Genomic DNA, 20,299 nt, shown 5'->3' on the forward strand with positions numbered 1-20,299 from the left:
GAGCAAAGGATATGCAGCGTAATATCAAACAGCTTATCGACGCCATGAGCTTGGAGGAAAAAGTCGGGCAACTCTTTGTACTGGCTTTCGCCGGCCAGGATAAAGACTATGCCAGCTATCTGGTCAGAGAGCGCCATGTGGGGGGCTTCTATCTCACCGACGATAATGCTGCCACGCTGGAGCAGGCAAGCGCATTAGCCAGTCATCTGCAACATGTGGCTAGTCTTCGTACTTGTGATGCGCCCTTATTGCTGGCAGTGGATCAGGAAGGTGCCTGGGGTATTTTGACTAAGTACCTGGATCTTGGACCAGGTAATCTGGCTTTGGGCAAAGCTGATGACGACACCCTGACCCGTGAGGTCTATCAGATGTTCGCCCGGCAAATAGGGGCCCTCGGCTATAACTGTATTCTGGGTCCTTGCGCAGACGTTAATGCTAACCCGGATAATCCTATTATTGGTCAGCGCAGCTTTGGTGAGCGGCCTGAGGCCGTAAGTCGTCAGGTCAAAGCGGCGGTTAAGGGGCTGCATCAAGGCGGTGTACTGGCCTGTGCCAAACATTTTCCCGGTCACGGTGATACCGCCGAAGACAGCCATCAAACCTTACCAGTGGTGGATAAGCCGCTAGAACACTTAATAAATGAGGATCTCGCGCCTTTTCAGGCCGCAGTGGACAGCGGTGTCGATTTGGTCATGACCAGCCATATCCGCTTCCCCCAGCTGGATGCGGCTAAGCCTGCTACCTTGTCGAGTGCTATTCTCACGGATTTGCTAAAACAGCAAATGGGCTTCAATGGCATCATTATTACCGACAGTATGAATATGTGGGCGATGCGTCGCCAATACGATCCGGTGGAAGCGGTTCTGATGGCTCTGGAGGCTGGAGCACACCTAATTATGTTGTCAGAAGAGCACTACGAGAATCAGACAACTGACTATAAGGCCATACAGCAAGCGACTTTGGATGGGGTGGTTGCAGCGTTTAAAACGGGCCGACTGAGCGAGTCTGTACTAAACAGCCGCCTGGGTGACGCACTGACATTGCGCTATCAGAAGCTGCAAAAACCTCCTGCTGCTATTGGGCAAGAACAGGACGCAGCCTTGTCTTTGCTGGCCGCACAGAAGGCCATCAGGCAGCTTCGTGCCCAAACCCCACTGCCACCGCCGCACCAGCCTTGCTACTTTATTCCATTGGCAGACCCTGCCAACCAGGAGCTGCTGGTGAACAGCCGTGGGATTGGTCCCAATGATCCCCGTGCAGCCAGCACTGAGTTGTATAGTGCGCTGCAAGCTAAAAGACCAAATCAGTTGATTCCGGTGAGTTTCACGCAGTTTCAGGCATTTTTGCATGCCCCTGACGGACGCTTCGCCGACAAGCCTATTTTTGCCGTTTGGGAAGATTACCCCTTACCCGGTGAAGATTTTGACCCTGAGCAAAGACAGAGACTGACTCAGTTAATCACGCTGTATCCGGACAACCTGCATTTGTTGTTGTTAGGTCCGGATTACCCGCTCCGCCATTTCTCTGATGTGCAAAGTTGTATCTGCACTTACTCAAGTCGCTGGGTGTCAGCCCAGGCCCTGGCTGAGTTTTTAATAACCCATCATTAACTTTTTTAACAAAGAGTTGACATTAGTCTAAATGATGGATAAATAATAAGTAAAATTGAATGACATATCTTTCAACACCAGATAGCAATTACTACGAGAGGAAAGGGAACATGAACAGATCATTTAGCCGCTTGACTCTGGCCATTCTGGCCGGCTGTTGCGCCTTACCCGTTACCGCCCAGGAAACTGCCGCTGCTGGCGCTCAGGGGGCTGACAATACCGAAGTTATTCAAGTCCGCGGAATTCGCGGAAGCCTTACCCAGGCGCTAGCTACCAAACGTATGTCCGATTCTGTTTTGGACAGCGTGTCGGCTGAAGACATCGGCGATTTCCCTGACAAAAATATCGGTGATGCCTTGCAACGTATACCTGGCATCACGGTAAACCGGACTTACGGTGAGGTTGATGGTGTCAATATCCGTGGTACTGCTCCAGAGCACAGCATTTTGTTGCTTAATGGACAAAACGTTGCGTCCACAGGTTGGTTCGACAATGACGGTATCACACGTAGCTTCAACTTCGAGTTGGTGTCGGCTGAGCAGATCGCGGGCATGGATGTATATAAATCTACAGAAGCGCATGTTAATGAAGGTGCTATGGGGGGAACGATAGATCTTAAAACACGTAAACCCCTAGATATGGACGCTTTTACTGTTTTTGGTTCGGTGGAAGCCAGTAAAAACACCAATGGTGACGGATGGGAGCCTGGTTTATCTGGTTTGGTGAGTTGGAAGGACGACAATGAACAGATAGGTATTTTGGTTGCCCATTCTATTGAAAAGAGCGATATCGTGCGTGAAACCCAGAGTACCTTCGGTGGTGCAATCAGCTGGACAGGTGCGGGGGGAGGACCACAGATCCCTGACACCGATGGTGGCTATCCTGTTATGCCACTGGGTTTTGCTTCCATTTTGTTTGACGAAAAACGAGAGCGCAGCAGTTCACAGCTTTCTTTTCAATATCAGGCCAGTGATAAGTTGCTGTTCTCTGCCGACTACTTCCGTTTTGAACTAGACAATGAACACGTAAACACAGCACTTTTTGATTTTGTGTTTATCAATGGACAAATTGACGCTGACTCAGCGGTATACAATCAGCAAGGAGTATTAGTAGCTGGTCGCAGTGAAATCCGTGATGAAAATGGCGCGTCGATGCCGGTATTCAACAATACTGTGGTCAGGACACCCAACATGATCTCTGATGTTATTAATCTGCGAGCGGATTATGAGGGGGATAACTGGGAGTTAACTGCTCTTGTAGGGCGTTCAAAGGCAAAGACTCGGGGGCTGCAGTCTAGCACTTGGTGGGGTGACTTAGACAACAAGCAGAATGCTGGCGTGACCTTTGATCTTCGTGGGCCGCACAAGTTTGTCCCAGATGATCCGGCGGTGTTGCTCGACCACAACCAAATGAAGTTATTTCAAGAGTTCTCTTATCTCGACATCGTTCGGGACAATGAAATCGAATATTACCAGTTAGATACGCAATACCATCTGGACGTATTGGGTTTTACCAGTATTGATGCTGGAATTAAATATCAAGAACAAAGCTTTCATAATTCTCAGCATGCCCGAGACGCGGGTTTGTTAGAAAAAGGTGTGGCGGCTGGCCTGACGATGGCAGATTTTGATGGCGGCGCTGTGAGTGGCATTCTGGGCGAAGTGTCAGGCAGTGGTGCTTTAAGTGACTTCGCGGTTATTGATGCAAGTGTCTTGGCATTCGGTGATGCCAATAAAAGTAGCAGTGTGAGCTTCTTGAACTTCTTTAACATTGACGAAGAAATCACGTCTGCCTACGTCAAAGGTAACTTTGAAGGTGAGAACCTGCGAGGCAATATTGGCCTTCGTTGGGTTGATACTGATGTGTTGTCCAGTAACCTGACTGACAAAGGAAGCAAGAACTACAGCAACCTGTTGCCGAGTGTTAATCTGGTTTACGACATTCAGGATGATTTGTTACTGCGTTTTGCCGCCAGTAAAACGGTATCTCGTCCGCAGTATGAACAGATGAAGATGTCTTCTAACATTACCATTCAGCAAAAGACCGCAACGGTTGGTTCTCCGGACATTGATCCTTATAAGTCCAGTCAGTTTGATTTAGGCATTGAGTGGTATTTCGATGAAACATCTTTGTTTGGTGCGACACTGTTTAGAAAAGACATCAGTGATTATATCGAGCAGACACAGGAACTGGACAGCATACCTGGTTGTGAAGGTTGCTTGGTTACAACTTATCGCAATGCCGGTGATGCAGATGTGCAAGGTTTGGAGCTGCAATATCAACAAGATTTGGGTAATGGTTTTGGTTTCCAGGCGAGTTACACCTACACAGACAGCGAATTAAACAGTGCCGTGTCTGGTAAAGGTCCTGTATACGGTGTTTCGGAAAACTCCTACAACCTGTCGGCCTATTACGAAGATGAGCTCATTAGTGCCCGTATTGCATACAATGGCAGGGATGAATGGCGCCAGAAGTACAATGGTGTTGAAGGTACAACTGAACCATTTAAACAGGTTGACGCATCTCTAGTGTGGCATGTCAGTGAACGCATAGATGTCTCATTGGAAGCCGTCAACATCTTCAATGAAGTACGCCGAATTAACCGCCCGGAGTTTGGCTACATGCACGCATTGGATGAATTTGGTGCGCGTTACTTTATTGGCGCAAGTTTCAAAATGTAACCACTTGCAGAGGTGAGTCATCAGACTCACCTCTCTTTTGTTTCACTGACCATTTTCTTTTTTGAGAGCAATTTTGCCTTAGCGCAGAAGGAAGTGCTGCTGGCTTTTGCACAGTAACCTTAATCCAGTGTTTAGCGAATACGTGCTTTTGGAAAGGACGGTCAACTTACCCACTGAGATGCTGTAGCTGTCGGTCTCATACCATCACTAACCAGAGGATCGGATATGAAATTGAGATTGTCTTTGCTGGCCGCCTGTTGTGCGGTATCTGTCAGCGCACAAGCCAACAATGGTGGCATTCAGGACTTCCTGGATGCGTTACGTAACTTTGAATCAGGCATTAACCCCAATCTGGCAGATTTCTATCTGCAGAATTTGAATAATCCTGTTTATACCTACGCGCAAGTATCAGCGCCGGGCAAGATGGTGCGAGACTGTACCACAGGCAGTATGATCCCGGAGCCAACCACTATCAGTGAGTTTTTCACCAAATTAGGAGTAGATGGCTACTACAATTCGCAAACGCCTTATGACGCACAAATGTACCGCAATATGCAGTACAACTCGCTAAATGCCTGGGGCTTTGTGGGCTATCAGTTGGGAGAAGCGCTACTTATTGACACCGGTTACTACAGCCCAGTCACCAAAGTGGTTAATGGTGTTGAGTACGACAGTTTCTATATCTTCGTGGATGACAGCAACTGGATTGGTTGTCAGACCGAAGCCTTGGTCGAAGTCGTGGGCTCTGGTGGTAACAAGGTGGTGGCCACTTCCCTGAATAACTGGGAAGGTACCTTTATAGGTAAAAACGGTATTAACTCTTTTGCTGATTTACGTATTCCTGAGAAACAGGAATTAGTGATGCGCGATGCCATGCGTTTTAATTACAACGTTATGTCCCAGCTACTCGAAGACGCCAACATGACCTGGGCCCAGGCGCTAGCGAAAAGCTGGCCAGACACCGATGATAACGGTAATCCGATACAAGTACAGGCCACCATGTCGGGTTTGTTGGCGGCAGCTCATCTACGCGGTGCTTGGGGAACCGGTGCGCTGTTGACTAACGACCAGATTACCTGTGATGAATTGGGTACTTGTATCACCAAGTACGTGCATAAGTTCGGTGGTTTCAATACGTTATTCGATACCCCCGCTACCGAAACCATCCAAGGTTCCAGCTACGATGAAACCCTGTCAGCCGGATGGGGTAATGACACAGTGATTACCGGTGGCGGTGTTGACACTCTGTTACTAAATGAACAGTCTGGCTCAGCAGTAACGGTGAATGATTTTACCCTGGGAGAAGACCTGATCATCCTGCGAGACTGGGCTGATCCTGCGCCGTTATCAAATCTGGTGGTCTCTGATACCACCGACGGAGCGCTACTGTCCTTCTCTTCTCAATCTGTGTTGCTCAAAGGCGCTACGGCGGCTCAAGTGAATGCCAATACCTCCGCCGTCATTGTGCAGTCCAAGGTTTACACTATGGCTTGGAGTGGCACGCAGGTAGCGAACAACTTCAATCCGGCGGTAGATAAGATCCGTGGTACGGCGGGCATCGGCTTTAAACACCTGAAAGCTTATGAGAGCAATGGCTCCTTGTTCGTTGGTGTGCAGGCCGCTGATGGTGGCATTTACAGTTATGTGGAAATGCCTGGACTCGGATTGGCTGATTTGCATGTTGGCATGTTTGACAATATGACCGGCAGCTTTGACCGCTTGGGCTACATTGTGTCGCTCGGCTGGCAAACCTGGGGATGGAATATGGTGGTGACAGTGGACACCTTCTTGCCAGCAAAAACGGAAATCAGCCTGGGCGTATTCCAGTATAGCTTCAGTCAATTGCAACTGACGCAAAGTGGCGCTGACACGGTTTTGTCTCTGACACCAGCCGCATCCGGTGGCAATAATAAGCAAGTGGTGCTGAAAAATACCCTGGTCTCAGAGCTGAGTGCTGCCAACTTCTCCGGTGTATCTGGCAATTTCAGCGATATCACCATAGATAATCCGGTGTACTTTGATATTTCAGCCAGTGTTTCTGGTGGAAACGGTAGCATCAGCCCGGCTCCGGTCGGCGGCGTTATCAGTGCACAGGGGGGGCAGAATTTTACCCTGACTTTTGTGCCTGATAGTGGTTATACCGTCGATACCATCACCGTGGATGGCGTCGCTGTTGCCGCAGCCTCAAGCTATACCTTCAATAACCTGAATGCCGCCCATTCCTTGGTGGTAACGTTCAAGGTCGGTACCACCGGGCCAACTTGTCCGGCTGCATGGGACCCGGGCGCTGTTTATACCGGTGGAATGCAAGCTACCTATAACGGCGTGATATATGAAGCCAAGTGGTGGTCGCAGAATAATCTGCCAACCGCGGGCGACCCCTGGAAAGTCATTGGGCCTTGTAGCTAAGGCTTGTCGGCACTGGGGAAGCTCCCAGTGCCAAATCAATGATTGATGTAACGATAGGTCAAACCGGCCGGGACTGGCCCTCTCGTCCCGGCTGGTTTATTTACTTTGTGGCAATGGTTTTAGATTCAAACCTGACAATCTGTCTCGCAGCTTATGCATAAAGGCAAGATCAGGATCCGTCTTATGAGTCAGGTAGTTATCGTCCTTTTCCTTCCACAATTCCGTGCCTTTAAACTGCTGATATTCGCTATGTCCTATCACATAGTCGATAGGGTATTTTGCCGCCAGATATTGGATAAGCTTGGCATTTGCGTCTAACTGGGCATCTGTCATCGGCAAGGTTTTGCCATCGGCAATATTCTCAATGCCAATCGCCGTATAGTTAAGGCCTATGACGTGACGTGCCATGGTGGTCTCTGGCAGAAATTGGTAGATAGTACCGTCTCTGTCGATAACAAATTGGCTGGATACATTCAGCGCTCCCCCGGCTTTGATGCCGTCCCGGTGTGAAGGCAATACGGCTGGGTTGAATGCGTCAAAGGTTTTTTCCAGCGTTGGAATGACCGTCCAATGCACCACTACCATAGTCGGGTTAATGGTAGGTTCGTCCTGTTCGATACCATAACGTTCTTGCATGTACTGCAAAGTCAGCGCTTTACGTTGCTGATCAAAAATAATCGGCTTTTGCACTATCTCGATGTCCGTGGCGTGCTTTTGTGGCACGCACGCTGTCAAACTGATTGCGCACAAACTAAGTAGTAACTTTTTCATATTATTCTCCTGATGTGGGACTGGTATTAGGTTCCTTATTGCCCCAGAGGCGAGACGTAGCGGGATTAACAATAAGACAGGCGCATACTGTTGCCAATATGCGCCTTGATTATGGGAAGGTCTCAATTAGAAAGTATGGGTAAAGCCCGCATACAGAACGCGACCACGCACGTCATGAGTTGTCGCATCGTACCCAGGACGTATGCCATCTCCAAGGCTGGGCGGTGCTTTGTCGAACAGATTGTTAACACCAACGTTCACTAAGGTACTGCCAGCGCTGGACTCGAAGGTATAGGAATACTTGAGGTCCACCGAGGTGAATGCGGCAATTTTATCGTGCTCGTCAGCGGTCAGATCATTATCGTAATTGCTGATGTAGCGCACCGATGCATTGACGGCGTGATTGTTGAGCTTCCAACTGGCACGGGTATTTGCACGGATTTGTGGCATGGCTTTAAAGGCATTAGAGCTATTGTAGCTGCCTGCACCATCAATAGCCGGTTGGCCGTCAATGGCAACAATATCAAAGGTGGCTACATAGGTGCTGTCAAAGCCAAGGGTCAAGTCGCCCATGGCGTCCAGATCCAGATCATAGTTGGCGCTAAAATCAATGCCTTGGGTCTCAACCGAGCCTGTATTGATGTAATTCAGTGTTATCTCACGTAACTGGCCTTCGGCAGAACGATTGATGCGTGGATCATCTTTAGGTTTTCCGCCTTGCGCCACACCCGCACATTGCGCATTCACTATACCGGTAGCGCTGGAGTCCTGGGCAACCAAATCGCTATAGTCAAATGACCAGAGATCCGCTTTCATCATCAGGTTCTTGGTCGGCTGATAAACTAATCCCAGGTTCCAGCTCTTGGCTTTGCTTGGCTCAAGGGCGTCGCTACCCTTAGTGGTGATATAAACGTAGTTGCTGACACCCGTTGGATGGCAAACCGGCACGCCATTTTGTACAGACACAGGATCATCAATATAGGCGCCACCTAATGTTTCGCCGGTTTGCAGGTTAGTAGGTGCTTGGAAGGAGGTACCGAATGAGCTACGCAGAATCCATTGGTCGTTGATATTCCACTTCACCGCTATCTTAGGATCCAGTGTAGAGCCCGCCGTATCATAATCTTCGTAGCGCAGTGCGGTTTGTACTTCTACATCTTCATGTACAGGGACAAACAATTCGGCAAACACGGCAAATACGTTAGTGTCACCAGCGATGGAGGCTGATGGGGTAGAGCCAAAGCCCAGCCCTTTTGCCGACAAGCTATCCGGTGTGTATTGGTAGTCTTCATAGCGGTACTGAGTACCGATGGCCAAGCCAACAGTACCGGCATCCATTTCGAACAAGTCGCCACTGGCAATGGCTTCAACAACCTGCTGTTCACTGTAGGTCTCGTCAACAAATGAATGTAATACGGCTGCTAGTTCTTCTTCGCTGTTGCCGGCCACAGAGGTACCGTCTTTAGGTGAAACCAAACCTGGATTGGAGATGGCAGTACCAAAGGGATTAAACCGACCATCCAGTACGGCATCGTTAAAGGTGGTGCTGGATACACCCAGATGTGTGGTCTCGGTGCGTTTGCCGACTGCATACACGTATGAGGTGTTTAATGTCCAGGTTTCGCTGATATCGGCTTCAAAACCGGCTACGGCGCGATAGTAATCGAAGTCGATATCCAGAGCATTATTGATACCGCTGGCGGAGTCGCCGGTGGTGTACACACCAAACGGACGAGACTTAGCCACCACATCGACGGCTTGGTGGATATTATTGTCCCAGCTTTGTGGATCAATATAGGTAAGGCCATTACCGGCTTCGTTTAGTACAAAAAAGTTGAATGGGTGATCTGCCGGTACAAAGGTGCTGCCGCCTTTGACCAAGCCGTTTGAGTAAAATGGTGAGCCTAAAATCGCTTTTACTTTGTTGCGGGAGAAACTCAATTCACCGTAAGCCTTGACCGAGTCTGTGACATCATAGGCAAACTCACTGAACATCTGGAAGCGGTTTTCGGCGGGTAATATTGCCAACTGGTCAATAAAGCTGGTTTTACATACGCCACCCTGCAATACACCACCTGCAGCCTCACAGTTTGGATCGGCAATCACTGATCCTGTTGGTGTAATTACCCCGTTTGCGTCGGTTTGCGCTAGCTGGTAAGAACCCGGTGAGCCGGTTGAAGACAAAAATTTAGAGTCATAAATATTGCCGTTGCCGCCCACGCGTTCGTTGATGAAATCGAAATCAGAACGATAGCTGCGAGTCTGACCGGTTAGTGTGGCATATAGGTTAAACTGACCGCGTTCATTGGCGGCGCCTGTGACCAGGTTTAGGTCATAGGCATCGTTAACAGCGTCCTGATAACGGCCTGACACTTCCAAACCCTCAAAGCCTTGGCGGGTAATAATGTTGGCAACGCCAGCTACCGCTTGAGAGCCGTAAGTTGACGATGCACCATCGGTTAGAAACTCGATCCGCTCTATCATGGCCAAGGGCAATTGATTGATATCAAAAAACTGGTTGCCTAAGGTGGTTGCCACCGGCGCAATGCCGGCACGACGACCGTTTATCAGCGTTAAGGTCGAGCCTGGGCCCAAGCCGCGAATATTGAATTGCGAAGTACCGGCAAGCTGTGCATTTTCATTGGTAAAGAGTGAGCCTGAATTGATGGTTAGATTATTGGCCACATCAATCATGTTTTGCGCACCCGAGTTCTCTATTAGTGCTTTGTCAAACACGGTGACGGGCATGCTTTCTTCCAGATCCGCGCGTTTGATCAATGAACCAGTTACGGCTATCCGCTCAATGCTCTTAGCTGGCTCTTCTGAAGCGTAAGCTGTTGGCGAAGCTGACAAGATGGCACTTATGGCCAGATAAAGGGGCAGGGGAGAGGTTGTAAACTGTTTCATTTATACAAATCCTATTGTTAACAGATTTGTAAAATATTTTATTTTTGACAGAAATATTTCAATGAATAAATGATTCCATGAGGCGAAAAGATTGTTATAGGTAAAGTTGTTGACTTTTTGCTCAATCTATAGGTTTGCCTTGTATACGAATGGCCATGCCATATCTGGCTAAGTATTTGAAGTTTTTTGGAATGTGGCGTCCCCACCAGGAATCGAACCTAGATCTAGCCCTTAGGAGGGGCTCGTTTTATCCATTAAACTATGGGGACTAAAGCGTAGGAAACCGCAACGCTCAGGCTGGGCATTATTACCTATGGTAGCGGTGAAGAAAACCCTTAGCGCTTGGATACAAAATCGTTTGGCTGAATATTGGCCAGTGGTGCGCCATTAGCCGACTCCAGTAAGGCGTAATCTTGCTGTACTTGTGTGACTATCACTTCCACCGGATGCAGAAAATATTGATAGTGTGAGTGGCCAAGGGGATCCATAAATTGATTGAGCTTAAATACACGTAGCTTATCTCCGCGGTTCACGCCTTGATGCTGACCCATATTAATGGTGAGTTGTTCATTGCTGACTTTCAGCACTCTGCCGTTGGCTGGCAGGCAAGATACTTCCTCATCTACACGTTGGGCGACTGACGTAAGCAGGTCACTGACTGCCATACCATAGCTGGACTGCCAAAATTGCTGACTCTCAGGTTGAATGCTGTCGTGAAGACTAAATTGCCAGGGGGCGCTGGTATGGAATTGCTCTTGCATTAATACTTCCCCTGTCATCCCTTCCACCAGGGTTACCTGTAGAGCAAATTGCCGCTCAATGGTCGCGTCACGCCAAAACGTGAGTGCGCCTGGCGTGCTTTGCTGATGGCTAAGATCGGTGATTTCTGCCAGAAGTGCCAATTGTCCGCCACTGCGCTTGGTCAGTCCCATGGCCTGAGCCGCTGGATGGAGATCTGGTGTCAGATAAAAATTCTGTATGGCATCGACTTGTACATGTCGGCTCGATAATGAAAAGGCACGACTCAGCTGTTTAGGTAAGGCTTTGCCTAAGTCAAATACCTCACCTAAGGTGGCTTGGCGTTTGTCTTTAATGGGGAACCAACTGGTCACCAGACTTTTACGATAGTCGGCACCTGAACATTGCGCTTCTTCTGGGAAAATATCGGCGCGAATCGATACGGTGACGATATCGTCTTGATAAACCTCGTTGACAAGCTCAACCCTATCCACCTCTCCGCCTGCACGGATTTCGAAACGGTCATCTTGCAACAAACCATTGGCCAGCTTTTGTACTGAACTCACCCTGGCGCCAGCGAACATCAAGGCTTGCTTAATTGCTTCCTGAGTGGCCAATTGCCTGGCCTGCTGTTTATCGCCCTGCACAATCACAGCCTGACCAGTGGCTTCAAACCAAATCGCCTGACTAGCAGGGCTTAGCAATATTGATATCAGCACTAAAAACCGTTTCACAGGACTACCCTTATAAGCTAAATGCCAAGTGGTTAAGCACAAAACGTACCGTTTTATTACAGCAAAACTTTGACGCCTAGAATGCGGTACGTATTTTGCTTTATCTATTGCACATATATAGGGAGCAGCCCTTCACTGCTTTTTCGTTAGAGGTGACTATATGCGAGTTCTGGGATATTGCCTGTTGTTTGGGATGTTGACGGGTTGTTCTACATTTTATGATAAGCAGGTTGAATGGGAGTATATTGAGCCCGAAAGTTATCCCCTGTTAAAAGCAGTTGGCTACGCGCCCATTGCCGCGCAACAAGGTAGTTCAGACACCGTCAAAATGTTGCAGGCCATCAAAGCGTCTAAGCTCGATGCCTATCGTGAATTGGCGGAGCAGGTCTATGGTCAGCGTTTGTCCGGTCAGCAGAATTTGTCTAATCTGGTATTGGAAAACGCACAGTTGCGCTCTTCGGTGGATGGAGTAATTCGTGGCGCCAGAGTAATCAAAAGCTACGCGGTGGATGAAGATACCTATGCCACAGAGTTAGAACTTGATATGCGCAAGGTGCATGATATCTATCTTAGTGTGGCTAAACCAAAGCGTATTAAAGAGGTGAAATATTACTGAGGCGTGTTGGGGTTAAATGACGCGCTGGTTAAGTCGCCAAGTAATTTGCCTAGGCGCTAATACCGCTGCCCCGACTGCCTGAATGCTTTTTGCCTGCTTTGTCATAGGTCAGGCTTTCTTTAGCGCGAGATTCAACTATCAGATTACGCAAGTGTTCAAGGCGCAGTTGACCTTGTTCCACTGCGGTAGCGTTAATTTGCGTTCGGTATTGGCAGTCTTTGACCAGGTCAATAATCTGCTCTTTGAGGGTGGCTTGCTGTTCGGTTAGTTCGCTTGGTAGTAGGGTTGAAAGTTGCTCATCCTGCTGTTGAATTTGCTCCAACAAAACTTCTTTTTCTTTAACTAAGCTAATTAAGGCTTCAGCATCGCGACTGCTGATCTGTTGTAACTCTGTGTCTAATAAAAGCTGTAGGCGCGCCAGAGCGTCCTTTTGCTGATTTAATAGCTCAAGACTTCTCTGCGTAGACACTTAGGACTTAATCCCAAACAACTCGGATTCCAACTTGGCAATTTTTTGCGCCAATACTTCAGGATTCACTTTGTACTCACCAGACTGAATGGCACGCTTCAGGCGATCCACTTTTTCCTGATTAACTGGTGTGTCATTACCTTTCTTCTGCACTTGTGCCAACTGCTGAGCAGATTGTGTCAAAGACACGGAATCCTGCCTGGGAGCCGTTGTTTGTGCCTTGGCTTCATTCGCCTGGGCGGCCGCTTGGTTTTGTGCCTGCTGCTGTTGATTGAGCTTTTGGCTGTCTACCTGCGGCTTGTTCAAATTACCATTGATATTGTTAATCGACATGCTCACATCCACTACCTGATAAACCTCTGCTTACGTTATCGGCAGATGCTAGGGTTACTTTAGCAAATTATTTCAACCGGCTCACCTGTTGGGAACAGTTGCCAATTGTTTATCGACACAGTTGCTGAAAATTTGAGCCAAATAGCATGATACATGACTAAATTCCCACTGCAACTTCCCCCGCACTAAGTACGCGGGCGTTAATCTGTTTCTCGGAGGCGCGATTCTTAATGAGTATGGTATCGCCGACGTTACCGTCCTGTAGAGCTATACCCGAGGTTTTAATCTGCAACCCTGCGGCATTGGCTCTGATCACTATGCTATCTCCCTTACAGACATAGCATAGCTGCGAGGGTTCAAGTGGTTGTCCAGCGCGCAAGCGACGTTTGCTTCGGGCACCTGCGAGATCACTAATATTGGCAAACGTACTGCTGTGCAACTGGCCAAGTTCCATCTGAATGACTTCAAGCTGAGATTCGTCCAGCAATGTGCCGGGGGAAACCGGCACTTTGGTCACCACAACAGCTTGGGTTTGGCGAACTTTAACCATCACATATAAAAACCAGTTAGATGAGACACAACTTACGCGGACTGTGACATTAGACTGCGACAGGCTATTTTCGCTAGCCTGAGCAATAAAAGGTTCAGCGCACTGAGGGATTTGTAAGCGTTCATCTACAGTCGCAGCTTCCACATCCAATTGACTGGTATCAGGACTTAACTGGGTAAGACGTTCTAGCACATATTGTCTGGCCGTGTCGCTGACTTGCTGATGTGGTGATGCAATAGCCGGCACTTCGGCTAAAACGCCGACACTTTTTATGGTTAGTAGCAAAAAAATCAATATTCTCATAACTCTAGCTGAATTAATCATGTTTACTTCAGGCCACTTTGGCTATGCTTAAAGACAAATTCTAGTAACATAGGGTCTGGGCATTGAAACCGTATGTGTGTTCGCTACCCGTTAAGCTTATTGACGGAAGCAATATATACGCAGGTTTTTAAGCCGAAGGGTTGACGAGAACTAGGCCGGGGATGAAAACACCTCGGCATGTCAAAAATCAGTCGGCTAAAGGCCTAATTCAAGTCTTCTAAGGCAACCTATGCGCAATTGAATGAGTTATCGCAAGTATTGTGCCTGAATTGATTCATCACTGAGGTGTTTTATGGCGGGAATCTTAGATTCGGTAAACCAGCGTACACAACTGGTTGGGCAAAACAGGCTGGAGCTGCTGCTATTTAAGTTACGTGGGCGACAGCGTTTTGGTATTAATGTGTTCAAGGTGCGGGAAGTTTTACAGTGTCCGCCCCTGACTGCTATGCCAAAGCTTAACAAGTTTGTGCGTGGTGTTGCACACATCCGTGGGCAAACTATTTCAGTGATTGATTTAAGCTTAGCCACCGGCGGTAAACCTATCGAAGACATCAGCAAGTGCTTTATTATCATTGCTGAATACAACCGGTCGGTGCAGGGATTCCTGGTGAATTCCGTTGAGCGGATTATCAACATCAACTGGGATTCTATTTTGCCGCCACCCAAAGGGGCAGGGCGCGCCAGTTATTTGACGGCGGTCACCGAAGTTGATAACGAGCTGGTTGAAATTCTGGATGTTGAGAAAATACTCAACGAAATTTCGCCGCTGAAAACCGATGTTAGCGCGGAGGTGATTGCCGGATTGGATGTATCCGCGGTTCAGGATAAGCTTATTTTTGTTGCCGACGACTCCTCCGTCGCACGTAACCAAGTAGTAAAAGCATTGACAAGCTTGGGGCTGAAAATTGAAACAGCCAAAAATGGTATGGAGGCTTTGGTTCGTTTGCGAGAGCTGGCTGAAGATACTGGTAACGTGACTGATCGTGTAGGCGTATTGGTATCAGATATTGAGATGCCAGAAATGGATGGCTACACTCTGACTGCAGAAATCAAAAACTCCCCCGAGCTGAAAGACCTTCATGTGATTCTGCATACCTCACTGAGTGGGGTATTTAATCAGGCAATGGTAAAGAAGGTTGGAGCAGACGATTTTATCGCTAAGTTCCATCCAGACGAATTGGCCAACTCGGTCAAGAAATGGTTAGGTCTTGAATAATTAGAGATTAATTTGTGCCTGATAAAGAGATAGGAATCCAAGACTATGCCATGTTCCGGGATTATCTGGAGCGTCAATGTGGCATCGTTTTAGGCGACAATAAACAGTATTTAGTGCGTAGCAGATTGTCGCCCTTGTTACGTCGTTTCAATGTTGCGAATCTTCCTCAGTTGATTGGTAATGTTGTGAATGGTCGCGACCGAACACTGCGTGAAGCGGTGATCGATGCCATGACCACCAATGAAACTTTATGGTTCCGCGATACTTACCCCTTTGAATTGCTGAAAAATGAGTTGTTACAGAAGTTTAAAGGTAAAGCGGGTCCTCTGCGTATATGGTCTGCGGCCTGTTCATCCGGCCAGGAGCCTTATTCCATAGCGATGAGCATTCTGGAGTTTCTGCAACGTAGTCCCGGGGCTTTCCCTGGCGGTGTGCAGATTGTGGGAACGGATATTTCTTCAGATATGCTTAACCGCTGTAAAACTGCAGAGTATGACAATCTGTCATTGTCCAGAGGCTTATCTGATGAGCGTAAACGTCAGTTTTTCGAGCCCACGGCAAACGGTACGATGCGCTTGCGGCCGCAAGTCACGAATATGGTTTCGTTTCGGCCGATTAATTTGCTGGAATCTTACAGCTCGTTAGGCAAGTTCGACATTGTGTTTTGCCGCAACGTGCTGATTTACTTTTCAGCACAGATCAAAACACAGATACTGCAACAAATTGCCGCAGGCCTGAACAAAGAAGGAATTTTGTTCCTCGGTGCCTCCGAATCTATGTCTGGATTGTCCGATGCGTTCAGCATGGTGCGTTGTAATCCAGGCCTGTATTACCTTAAAAAACAATAGCCTTCCTGCAAGATTCAACACTGCCGGTTTGATGACACCATTGAACTGGCACGTGTATTGCTAAGTTTTTCCTAACACAAGCTTCGTGCTTAGGAGAAACAGGTGGCAATCAGCTTAGATAGATTAGTCGGTTTGCATCATCGCGCCTTGCAAGTGCGAGATGAACGCATGGAAGTCATTTCCGGAAACCTGGCTAATGCCAACACGCCCGGTTACAAAGCTCGCGATATTGATTTTAAATCGGCTATGCAAGCGGCTCAGGCCGAGCGTTCATCCAGTCTATCCCGTACCCACGAGAAACACTTTGCTGTGGAAATCAGAAATCCCGGCGAACAAATGTTCAGGGTACCAAATCAGCCTGATACCGGCGACGGCAATACCGTTGATGTGCAGGTTGAGCGTAATAGCTTCTTAGATACCGGCATGCGTTATCAGGCTGGCATCGAGTTTCTTAACGGTAAATTTAAAGGGATGAAGAAAGCCCTTAGCGGAGGACAAGGCTGATGAGTCTGTTTAATGTCATGAACATTGCTACCACTGGCATGAGTGCAGAGTCAGTACGTTTAAATACGACCGCCAGCAACATTGCCAATGCCAACAGTGTCAGCAGCAGCATTGATGAAACTTATCGGGCCAGAAAGCCCGTGTTTGCCGCAGAAATGCAAAGAGCCATTGATGACCAAACCGCTGGTACCGGCGTTAAAGTTCTCGGTATTGTAGAGAGCGACCGACCATTGCAAATGGAATACAACCCAGGTCATCCAATGGCTGACAAGGATGGCTACATCTATAAGCCGAATGTCAATGTGGTGGAAGAAATGGCTGACATGATGTCCGCGTCTAAGGCTTATGAAACCAATGTTCAAGTTGCTGATACCACTAAGCGTATTTTCCGCAGGGTACTGCAGCTTGGTCAAGGGCAGTAAGGGCTGAGGATTAACAGATGACAAATTCAGTTAACAATAGTGATATCCGCGACCTTTATTGGCCCCAGGAAACTAAAGCGCCAGAAAACACCAATGGGCAGTTAAAGCAGGAAGATTTCTTTGCTTTGCTGACCGAGCAGCTTGCCCAGCAGGACCCAACGAAGCCGGTAGACAACGATCAGATGATCGCCCAGATGACCAGTTTCACAATGGCGGACAGCTTAAGTAAGTTGCAAAGCAGTTTTGAAGGGTTTGCTGCCAACATGAACTCCAGTCAGGCGCTAGCGGCGTCAGGTTTGATTGGGCAGCAAGTATTGGTGATTGGTGATAAAGGCACATTGACAGATGCCGAGGGCGCAGAACTCTCAGGGGTGATCATCAATGAAAAAGCGGCCCATGATATGAAGATCACCATCGAAGATAAAAGTGGTCAGACTGTCAGAACCATGAGCCTGGGATCTAACGCGGCCGGCAACATCGAATTTAACTGGGATGGTACGGACAACAGCGGCAATCCATTGCCACCCGGCAACTATACGATTACCGCTACCGCTAAAGTGGGTGAGCAGCGTATTGATTTACCTACTGCCATTAACCGTCATGTAAATAGCGTCAGCCTGGCGTCCAGTACCCAGGGTGTCATTCTCAATCTGGCCGGCGAAGAGAGCGTGAAGCTCGCTGACGTGCTGCAGATTGGCAGCTGATAGGAGAGAACCAAGATGTCCTTCAATATAGCATTAAGTGGAGTGAACGCTGCACAGCGCGATCTGGATACCACGGCGAACAACATCGCTAACGTAAATACTGTGGGCTTTAAGCAGTCTCGTGCGGAGTTTGGTGACGTGTATGCCACTTCACTACTGGCTGGCTCGCGTACTAAAGTGGGCGACGGTGTTCTGACCCAGGAAGTGGCTCAGCAGTTTACTCAAGGAGCTCTGCAGTTTACCGAGAGTGCGCTGGATTTAGCTATCAGCGGAAATGGTTTCTTTGCCATGGCGCCGGATCTGTCTTCCCGGGATTTCTCTTATACCCGTGCAGGTATGTTCAAGCTTAATTCCGATAACTATATTGTTAACTCTGGTGGCCAACACTTGTTAGGTTTTCCGGTTAACGCCGATGGCACCTCTGCGTCGGTGGCGACCAGTACTATGGTGCCTATTCGTGTACCAGATTCATCCGGTGCACCTCAGGCTACCACCGAAGTGGATATGAAAATGAACCTGCCAGCCAGCGCTGTGGGTTTGGATCCTGCACAATTTGACCCTGCCGATCAGTTAAGTTATCACGCTAAGACTTCGATTACGGTTTACGACTCATTGGGTGATAGCCATGTGCAGACCTTCTATTTTATAAAAGACGGCACCGTTGGCCCGGCACCGGCTAATCCCAACCAGTGGGTGATGGTGACTGCGGTAGATGATCAATTAGTCAATATCAATGACTCTACCGGCGTTGTACCACCTGTGCCAGCCCCTCCTCCAGCAGTCCCCGCTCCTGGCGATGCTGTTAACTATGCAGGTAATGCCACTGGCAATCCGGTGACGGCTGCACGCTTAGAATTTAATAGCGGTGGTGAATTTATTGGTATCTTTGCAGCAGACGGCGTGGCCACCTCTGACTACAAACTGGAGACTGCGCAACTAGGTTCAATTTTAACTAATGGTGCCGATACGACTCAGACGCTGAAAATCGATTTCAATTTCTCCACAGGTCCACAAACACCAGAAGAACCAACGCAATATGCCGATCCTTTTGTGGCAACCACTTTGTCACAAGACGGTCTGCCGGTTGGTCGTTTAACCGGGATAGAGATCAATAAAGATGGTTTGGTATTGGCGAAGTACTCAAACGGTACTTTTGACCCTGTTGCTCGTATTGGCCTGATTCGTTTTGCTAACGAACAGGGTCTGACGCAACAGAGTAATACTCAATGGAAAGAAAGTATTCTGTCTGGTGAAGCATTGGCCGGGGAAGCTACCACAGGAACCTACGGCGATATTAACTCTCAGGCGCTAGAATCGGCCAACGTCAATCTAACTACAGAATTGATCGATATGATTGTCGCCCAGCGTAACTTCCAGGCTAACTCACGCGCCCTGGAAGTGAATAACCAGTTGAACCAGACAGTACTGAATATCCGCTAGAGATAGATAGTTAGGAGAGAAGCGAAAGGGGTAAGATGAGCAATCGTCTTACCCCTTCTTTTTTAGCCTGTTCGAAAGAGGGAAAAACTATGAGGCTTCAAAATAGCTGATTCATCATAAAATCACCTAACACCTAACACCTAACACCTAACACCTAACACCTAACACCTAACACCTAACACCTAACACCTAACACCTAACACCTAACCATTCTGGCACCAAAATTGCTCAATTCAGATTAAGTCTGTCTTTGAGTCAATAAACCGTCATGGATAAGTTGCTCTACATTGCTGCCAGTGGTGCCAAACAAGATTTACTGGCCACTGCCGTACGCGCCAATAACCTGGCAAATGCCCAGACCAATGGTTTTAAAGCCCAGTTGGAGCAGGCCAGAGCCATGCCTGCGTTTGGTGAAGGGTTACCAACCCGGGTTTTCTCTATGACAGAAAGTCCCACCAACGACTATGAGGGCGGTGCCATGATTCGTACCGACCGCGATTTGGATGTGGCTATTCAGGGAGCAGGTTGGTTAAGCGTGCAGGACAGGCAAGGTAATGAAGCCTACACCAGGGCTGGCAATCTGCAAGTGGGGCCGGATGGCTTACTTCAGGATGGTCATGGCAATCTGGTGATTGGTGACGGCGGCCCTATCGCATTACCGTTACCTCTGTCCAAGATAGACATTGCCAATGACGGAACTTTATCTATCCGCCCTCAAGGCGCACCTGTTGAAGTGCTCGAAGAGATTGACAGGTTAAAGCTGGTGAATCCCAATGTGGCGGAAATGGAACGGGGTGCGGATGGCTTGTTCAGGTTGAAGAATGGCCAGCAAGCCGATGGCGACCTGAATGTCCGACTGGCGAATGGCACTTTGGAAGCCAGTAACGTCAATCCTGTTGAAGAAATGGTCAGCATGATTACCTTGCAGCGTCAGTATGAAATGCAAGTGAAAATGATGAAAGAAGCAGCTGATTTGGACATGCGAGCCAATCGACTGCTTCAAATTTTGTAATTAAAAGACAA

17 protein-coding genes and 1 tRNA gene are annotated in these 20,299 nt (G+C 48.3%); 11 read left to right on the plus strand and 7 right to left on the minus strand.

What is annotated here, in order from left to right; genetic code table 11:
* Positions 1-11 precede the first annotated feature (11 nt).
* From KJY73_RS04595 to KJY73_RS04605, 3 genes are all read left to right on the plus strand, one after another.
* On the plus strand, positions 12-1,610 hold the full coding sequence (locus KJY73_RS04595; RefSeq protein WP_214340726.1) for a glycoside hydrolase family 3 protein: 1,599 nt from the start codon (positions 12-14) through the stop codon (positions 1,608-1,610).
* Between the two features lie 110 nt (positions 1,611-1,720).
* Positions 1,721-4,291 (plus strand): TonB-dependent receptor, encoded by a 2,571-nt coding sequence (locus tag KJY73_RS04600; protein WP_214340728.1) that lies wholly within the window; start codon positions 1,721-1,723, stop codon positions 4,289-4,291.
* Positions 4,292-4,516: 225 nt separating this feature from the next.
* Positions 4,517-6,700, plus strand: coding sequence for a carbohydrate-binding protein (locus KJY73_RS04605; RefSeq protein WP_214340730.1), 2,184 nt, complete (start codon positions 4,517-4,519; stop codon positions 6,698-6,700).
* 96 nt (positions 6,701-6,796) lie between these two features.
* Here the strand turns inward: KJY73_RS04605 and KJY73_RS04610 are convergent, their stop codons facing one another.
* The 4 genes from KJY73_RS04610 to KJY73_RS04625 form a co-directional block, all read right to left on the minus strand.
* Positions 6,797-7,471 carry an N-acetylmuramoyl-L-alanine amidase gene (locus KJY73_RS04610; RefSeq protein ID WP_214340732.1) on the minus strand — a complete coding sequence of 225 codons (675 nt, stop codon included), beginning with the start codon at positions 7,469-7,471 and terminating at the stop codon, positions 6,797-6,799.
* 126 nt (positions 7,472-7,597) lie between these two features.
* Complete coding sequence (locus tag KJY73_RS04615) at positions 7,598-10,378, minus strand: TonB-dependent receptor domain-containing protein (RefSeq protein ID WP_214340734.1); 2,781 nt, start codon at positions 10,376-10,378, stop codon at positions 7,598-7,600.
* Positions 10,379-10,572: 194 nt separating this feature from the next.
* A tRNA-Arg gene (locus KJY73_RS04620) sits at positions 10,573-10,647 on the minus strand.
* 66 nt (positions 10,648-10,713) lie between these two features.
* On the minus strand, positions 10,714-11,850 hold the full coding sequence (locus KJY73_RS04625; protein ID WP_214340736.1) for a flagella assembly protein FlgT: 1,137 nt from the start codon (positions 11,848-11,850) through the stop codon (positions 10,714-10,716).
* A gap of 160 nt (positions 11,851-12,010) precedes the next feature.
* Between KJY73_RS04625 and KJY73_RS04630 the strand changes: the two genes are divergently transcribed.
* Positions 12,011-12,466 (plus strand): LPP20 family lipoprotein, encoded by a 456-nt coding sequence (locus tag KJY73_RS04630; RefSeq protein WP_214340738.1) that lies wholly within the window; start codon positions 12,011-12,013, stop codon positions 12,464-12,466.
* Positions 12,467-12,515: 49 nt separating this feature from the next.
* Here KJY73_RS04630 and flgN read toward each other — a convergent pair whose 3' ends face one another.
* From flgN to flgA, 3 genes are all read right to left on the minus strand, one after another.
* Positions 12,516-12,935, minus strand: a complete 420-nt coding sequence (flgN, locus tag KJY73_RS04635; protein ID WP_214340740.1) for a flagellar export chaperone FlgN — start codon at positions 12,933-12,935, stop codon at positions 12,516-12,518.
* Positions 12,936-13,268 carry a flagellar biosynthesis anti-sigma factor FlgM gene (gene flgM, locus KJY73_RS04640; protein ID WP_214340742.1) on the minus strand — a complete coding sequence of 111 codons (333 nt, stop codon included), beginning with the start codon at positions 13,266-13,268 and terminating at the stop codon, positions 12,936-12,938.
* Between the two features lie 157 nt (positions 13,269-13,425).
* Positions 13,426-14,121, minus strand: a complete 696-nt coding sequence (gene flgA, locus KJY73_RS04645) for a flagellar basal body P-ring formation chaperone FlgA (RefSeq protein WP_214340743.1) — start codon at positions 14,119-14,121, stop codon at positions 13,426-13,428.
* A gap of 313 nt (positions 14,122-14,434) precedes the next feature.
* Here flgA and KJY73_RS04650 point away from each other — a divergent pair, with 313 nt between their 5' ends.
* The 7 genes from KJY73_RS04650 (at position 14,435) to KJY73_RS04680 (ending at position 20,288) form a co-directional block, all read left to right on the plus strand.
* The gene (locus tag KJY73_RS04650; protein ID WP_214340745.1) at positions 14,435-15,358 is read left to right on the plus strand and encodes a chemotaxis protein CheV; all 924 of its coding nucleotides are present in this window, start codon (positions 14,435-14,437) and stop codon (positions 15,356-15,358) included.
* A 14-nt stretch (positions 15,359-15,372) separates the two neighbouring features.
* Positions 15,373-16,206, plus strand: a complete 834-nt coding sequence (locus KJY73_RS04655) for a CheR family methyltransferase (protein ID WP_408611335.1) — start codon at positions 15,373-15,375, stop codon at positions 16,204-16,206.
* Between the two features lie 102 nt (positions 16,207-16,308).
* The gene (gene flgB / locus KJY73_RS04660) at positions 16,309-16,710 is read left to right on the plus strand and encodes a flagellar basal body rod protein FlgB (RefSeq protein ID WP_214340747.1); all 402 of its coding nucleotides are present in this window, start codon (positions 16,309-16,311) and stop codon (positions 16,708-16,710) included.
* On the plus strand, positions 16,710-17,132 hold the full coding sequence (gene flgC, locus KJY73_RS04665; protein ID WP_206592663.1) for a flagellar basal body rod protein FlgC: 423 nt from the start codon (positions 16,710-16,712) through the stop codon (positions 17,130-17,132). Before flgB ends, flgC begins: the two co-directional genes overlap by 1 nt.
* Positions 17,133-17,149: 17 nt before the next feature.
* Positions 17,150-17,836, plus strand: a complete 687-nt coding sequence (locus tag KJY73_RS04670; protein WP_214340749.1) for a flagellar hook assembly protein FlgD — start codon at positions 17,150-17,152, stop codon at positions 17,834-17,836.
* Between the two features lie 15 nt (positions 17,837-17,851).
* A complete protein-coding gene (gene flgE, locus KJY73_RS04675; protein WP_214340751.1) occupies positions 17,852-19,276 on the plus strand; it encodes a flagellar hook protein FlgE in 1,425 nt (474 codons plus the stop codon).
* Between the two features lie 268 nt (positions 19,277-19,544).
* Entirely contained in the window at positions 19,545-20,288 is a 744-nt protein-coding gene (locus KJY73_RS04680; protein ID WP_214340753.1) for a flagellar basal body rod protein FlgF, read from the plus strand.
* Positions 20,289-20,299 lie beyond the last annotated feature (11 nt).

The organism is Bowmanella yangjiangensis, from assembly GCF_018531185.1.
GTDB classification, from domain to species: domain Bacteria; phylum Pseudomonadota; class Gammaproteobacteria; order Enterobacterales; family Alteromonadaceae; genus Bowmanella; species Bowmanella yangjiangensis.

Coding starts and splice junctions, on each gene's coding strand:
- KJY73_RS04595 (WP_214340726.1), top strand. CDS start 12: ATGCAGCGTAATATCAAACAGCTTATCGACGCCATGAGCTTGGAGGAA.
- KJY73_RS04600 (WP_214340728.1), top strand. CDS start 1,721: ATGAACAGATCATTTAGCCGCTTGACTCTGGCCATTCTGGCCGGCTGT.
- KJY73_RS04605 (WP_214340730.1), top strand. CDS start 4,517: ATGAAATTGAGATTGTCTTTGCTGGCCGCCTGTTGTGCGGTATCTGTC.
- KJY73_RS04610 (WP_214340732.1), bottom strand. CDS start 7,471: ATGAAAAAGTTACTACTTAGTTTGTGCGCAATCAGTTTGACAGCGTGC.
- KJY73_RS04615 (WP_214340734.1), bottom strand. CDS start 10,378: ATGAAACAGTTTACAACCTCTCCCCTGCCCCTTTATCTGGCCATAAGT.
- KJY73_RS04630 (WP_214340738.1), top strand. CDS start 12,011: ATGCGAGTTCTGGGATATTGCCTGTTGTTTGGGATGTTGACGGGTTGT.
- flgM (WP_214340742.1), bottom strand. CDS start 13,268: ATGTCGATTAACAATATCAATGGTAATTTGAACAAGCCGCAGGTAGAC.
- flgA (WP_214340743.1), bottom strand. CDS start 14,121: ATGAGAATATTGATTTTTTTGCTACTAACCATAAAAAGTGTCGGCGTT.
- KJY73_RS04650 (WP_214340745.1), top strand. CDS start 14,435: ATGGCGGGAATCTTAGATTCGGTAAACCAGCGTACACAACTGGTTGGG.
- flgC (WP_206592663.1), top strand. CDS start 16,710: ATGAGTCTGTTTAATGTCATGAACATTGCTACCACTGGCATGAGTGCA.
- KJY73_RS04670 (WP_214340749.1), top strand. CDS start 17,150: ATGACAAATTCAGTTAACAATAGTGATATCCGCGACCTTTATTGGCCC.
- flgE (WP_214340751.1), top strand. CDS start 17,852: ATGTCCTTCAATATAGCATTAAGTGGAGTGAACGCTGCACAGCGCGAT.
- KJY73_RS04680 (WP_214340753.1), top strand. CDS start 19,545: ATGGATAAGTTGCTCTACATTGCTGCCAGTGGTGCCAAACAAGATTTA.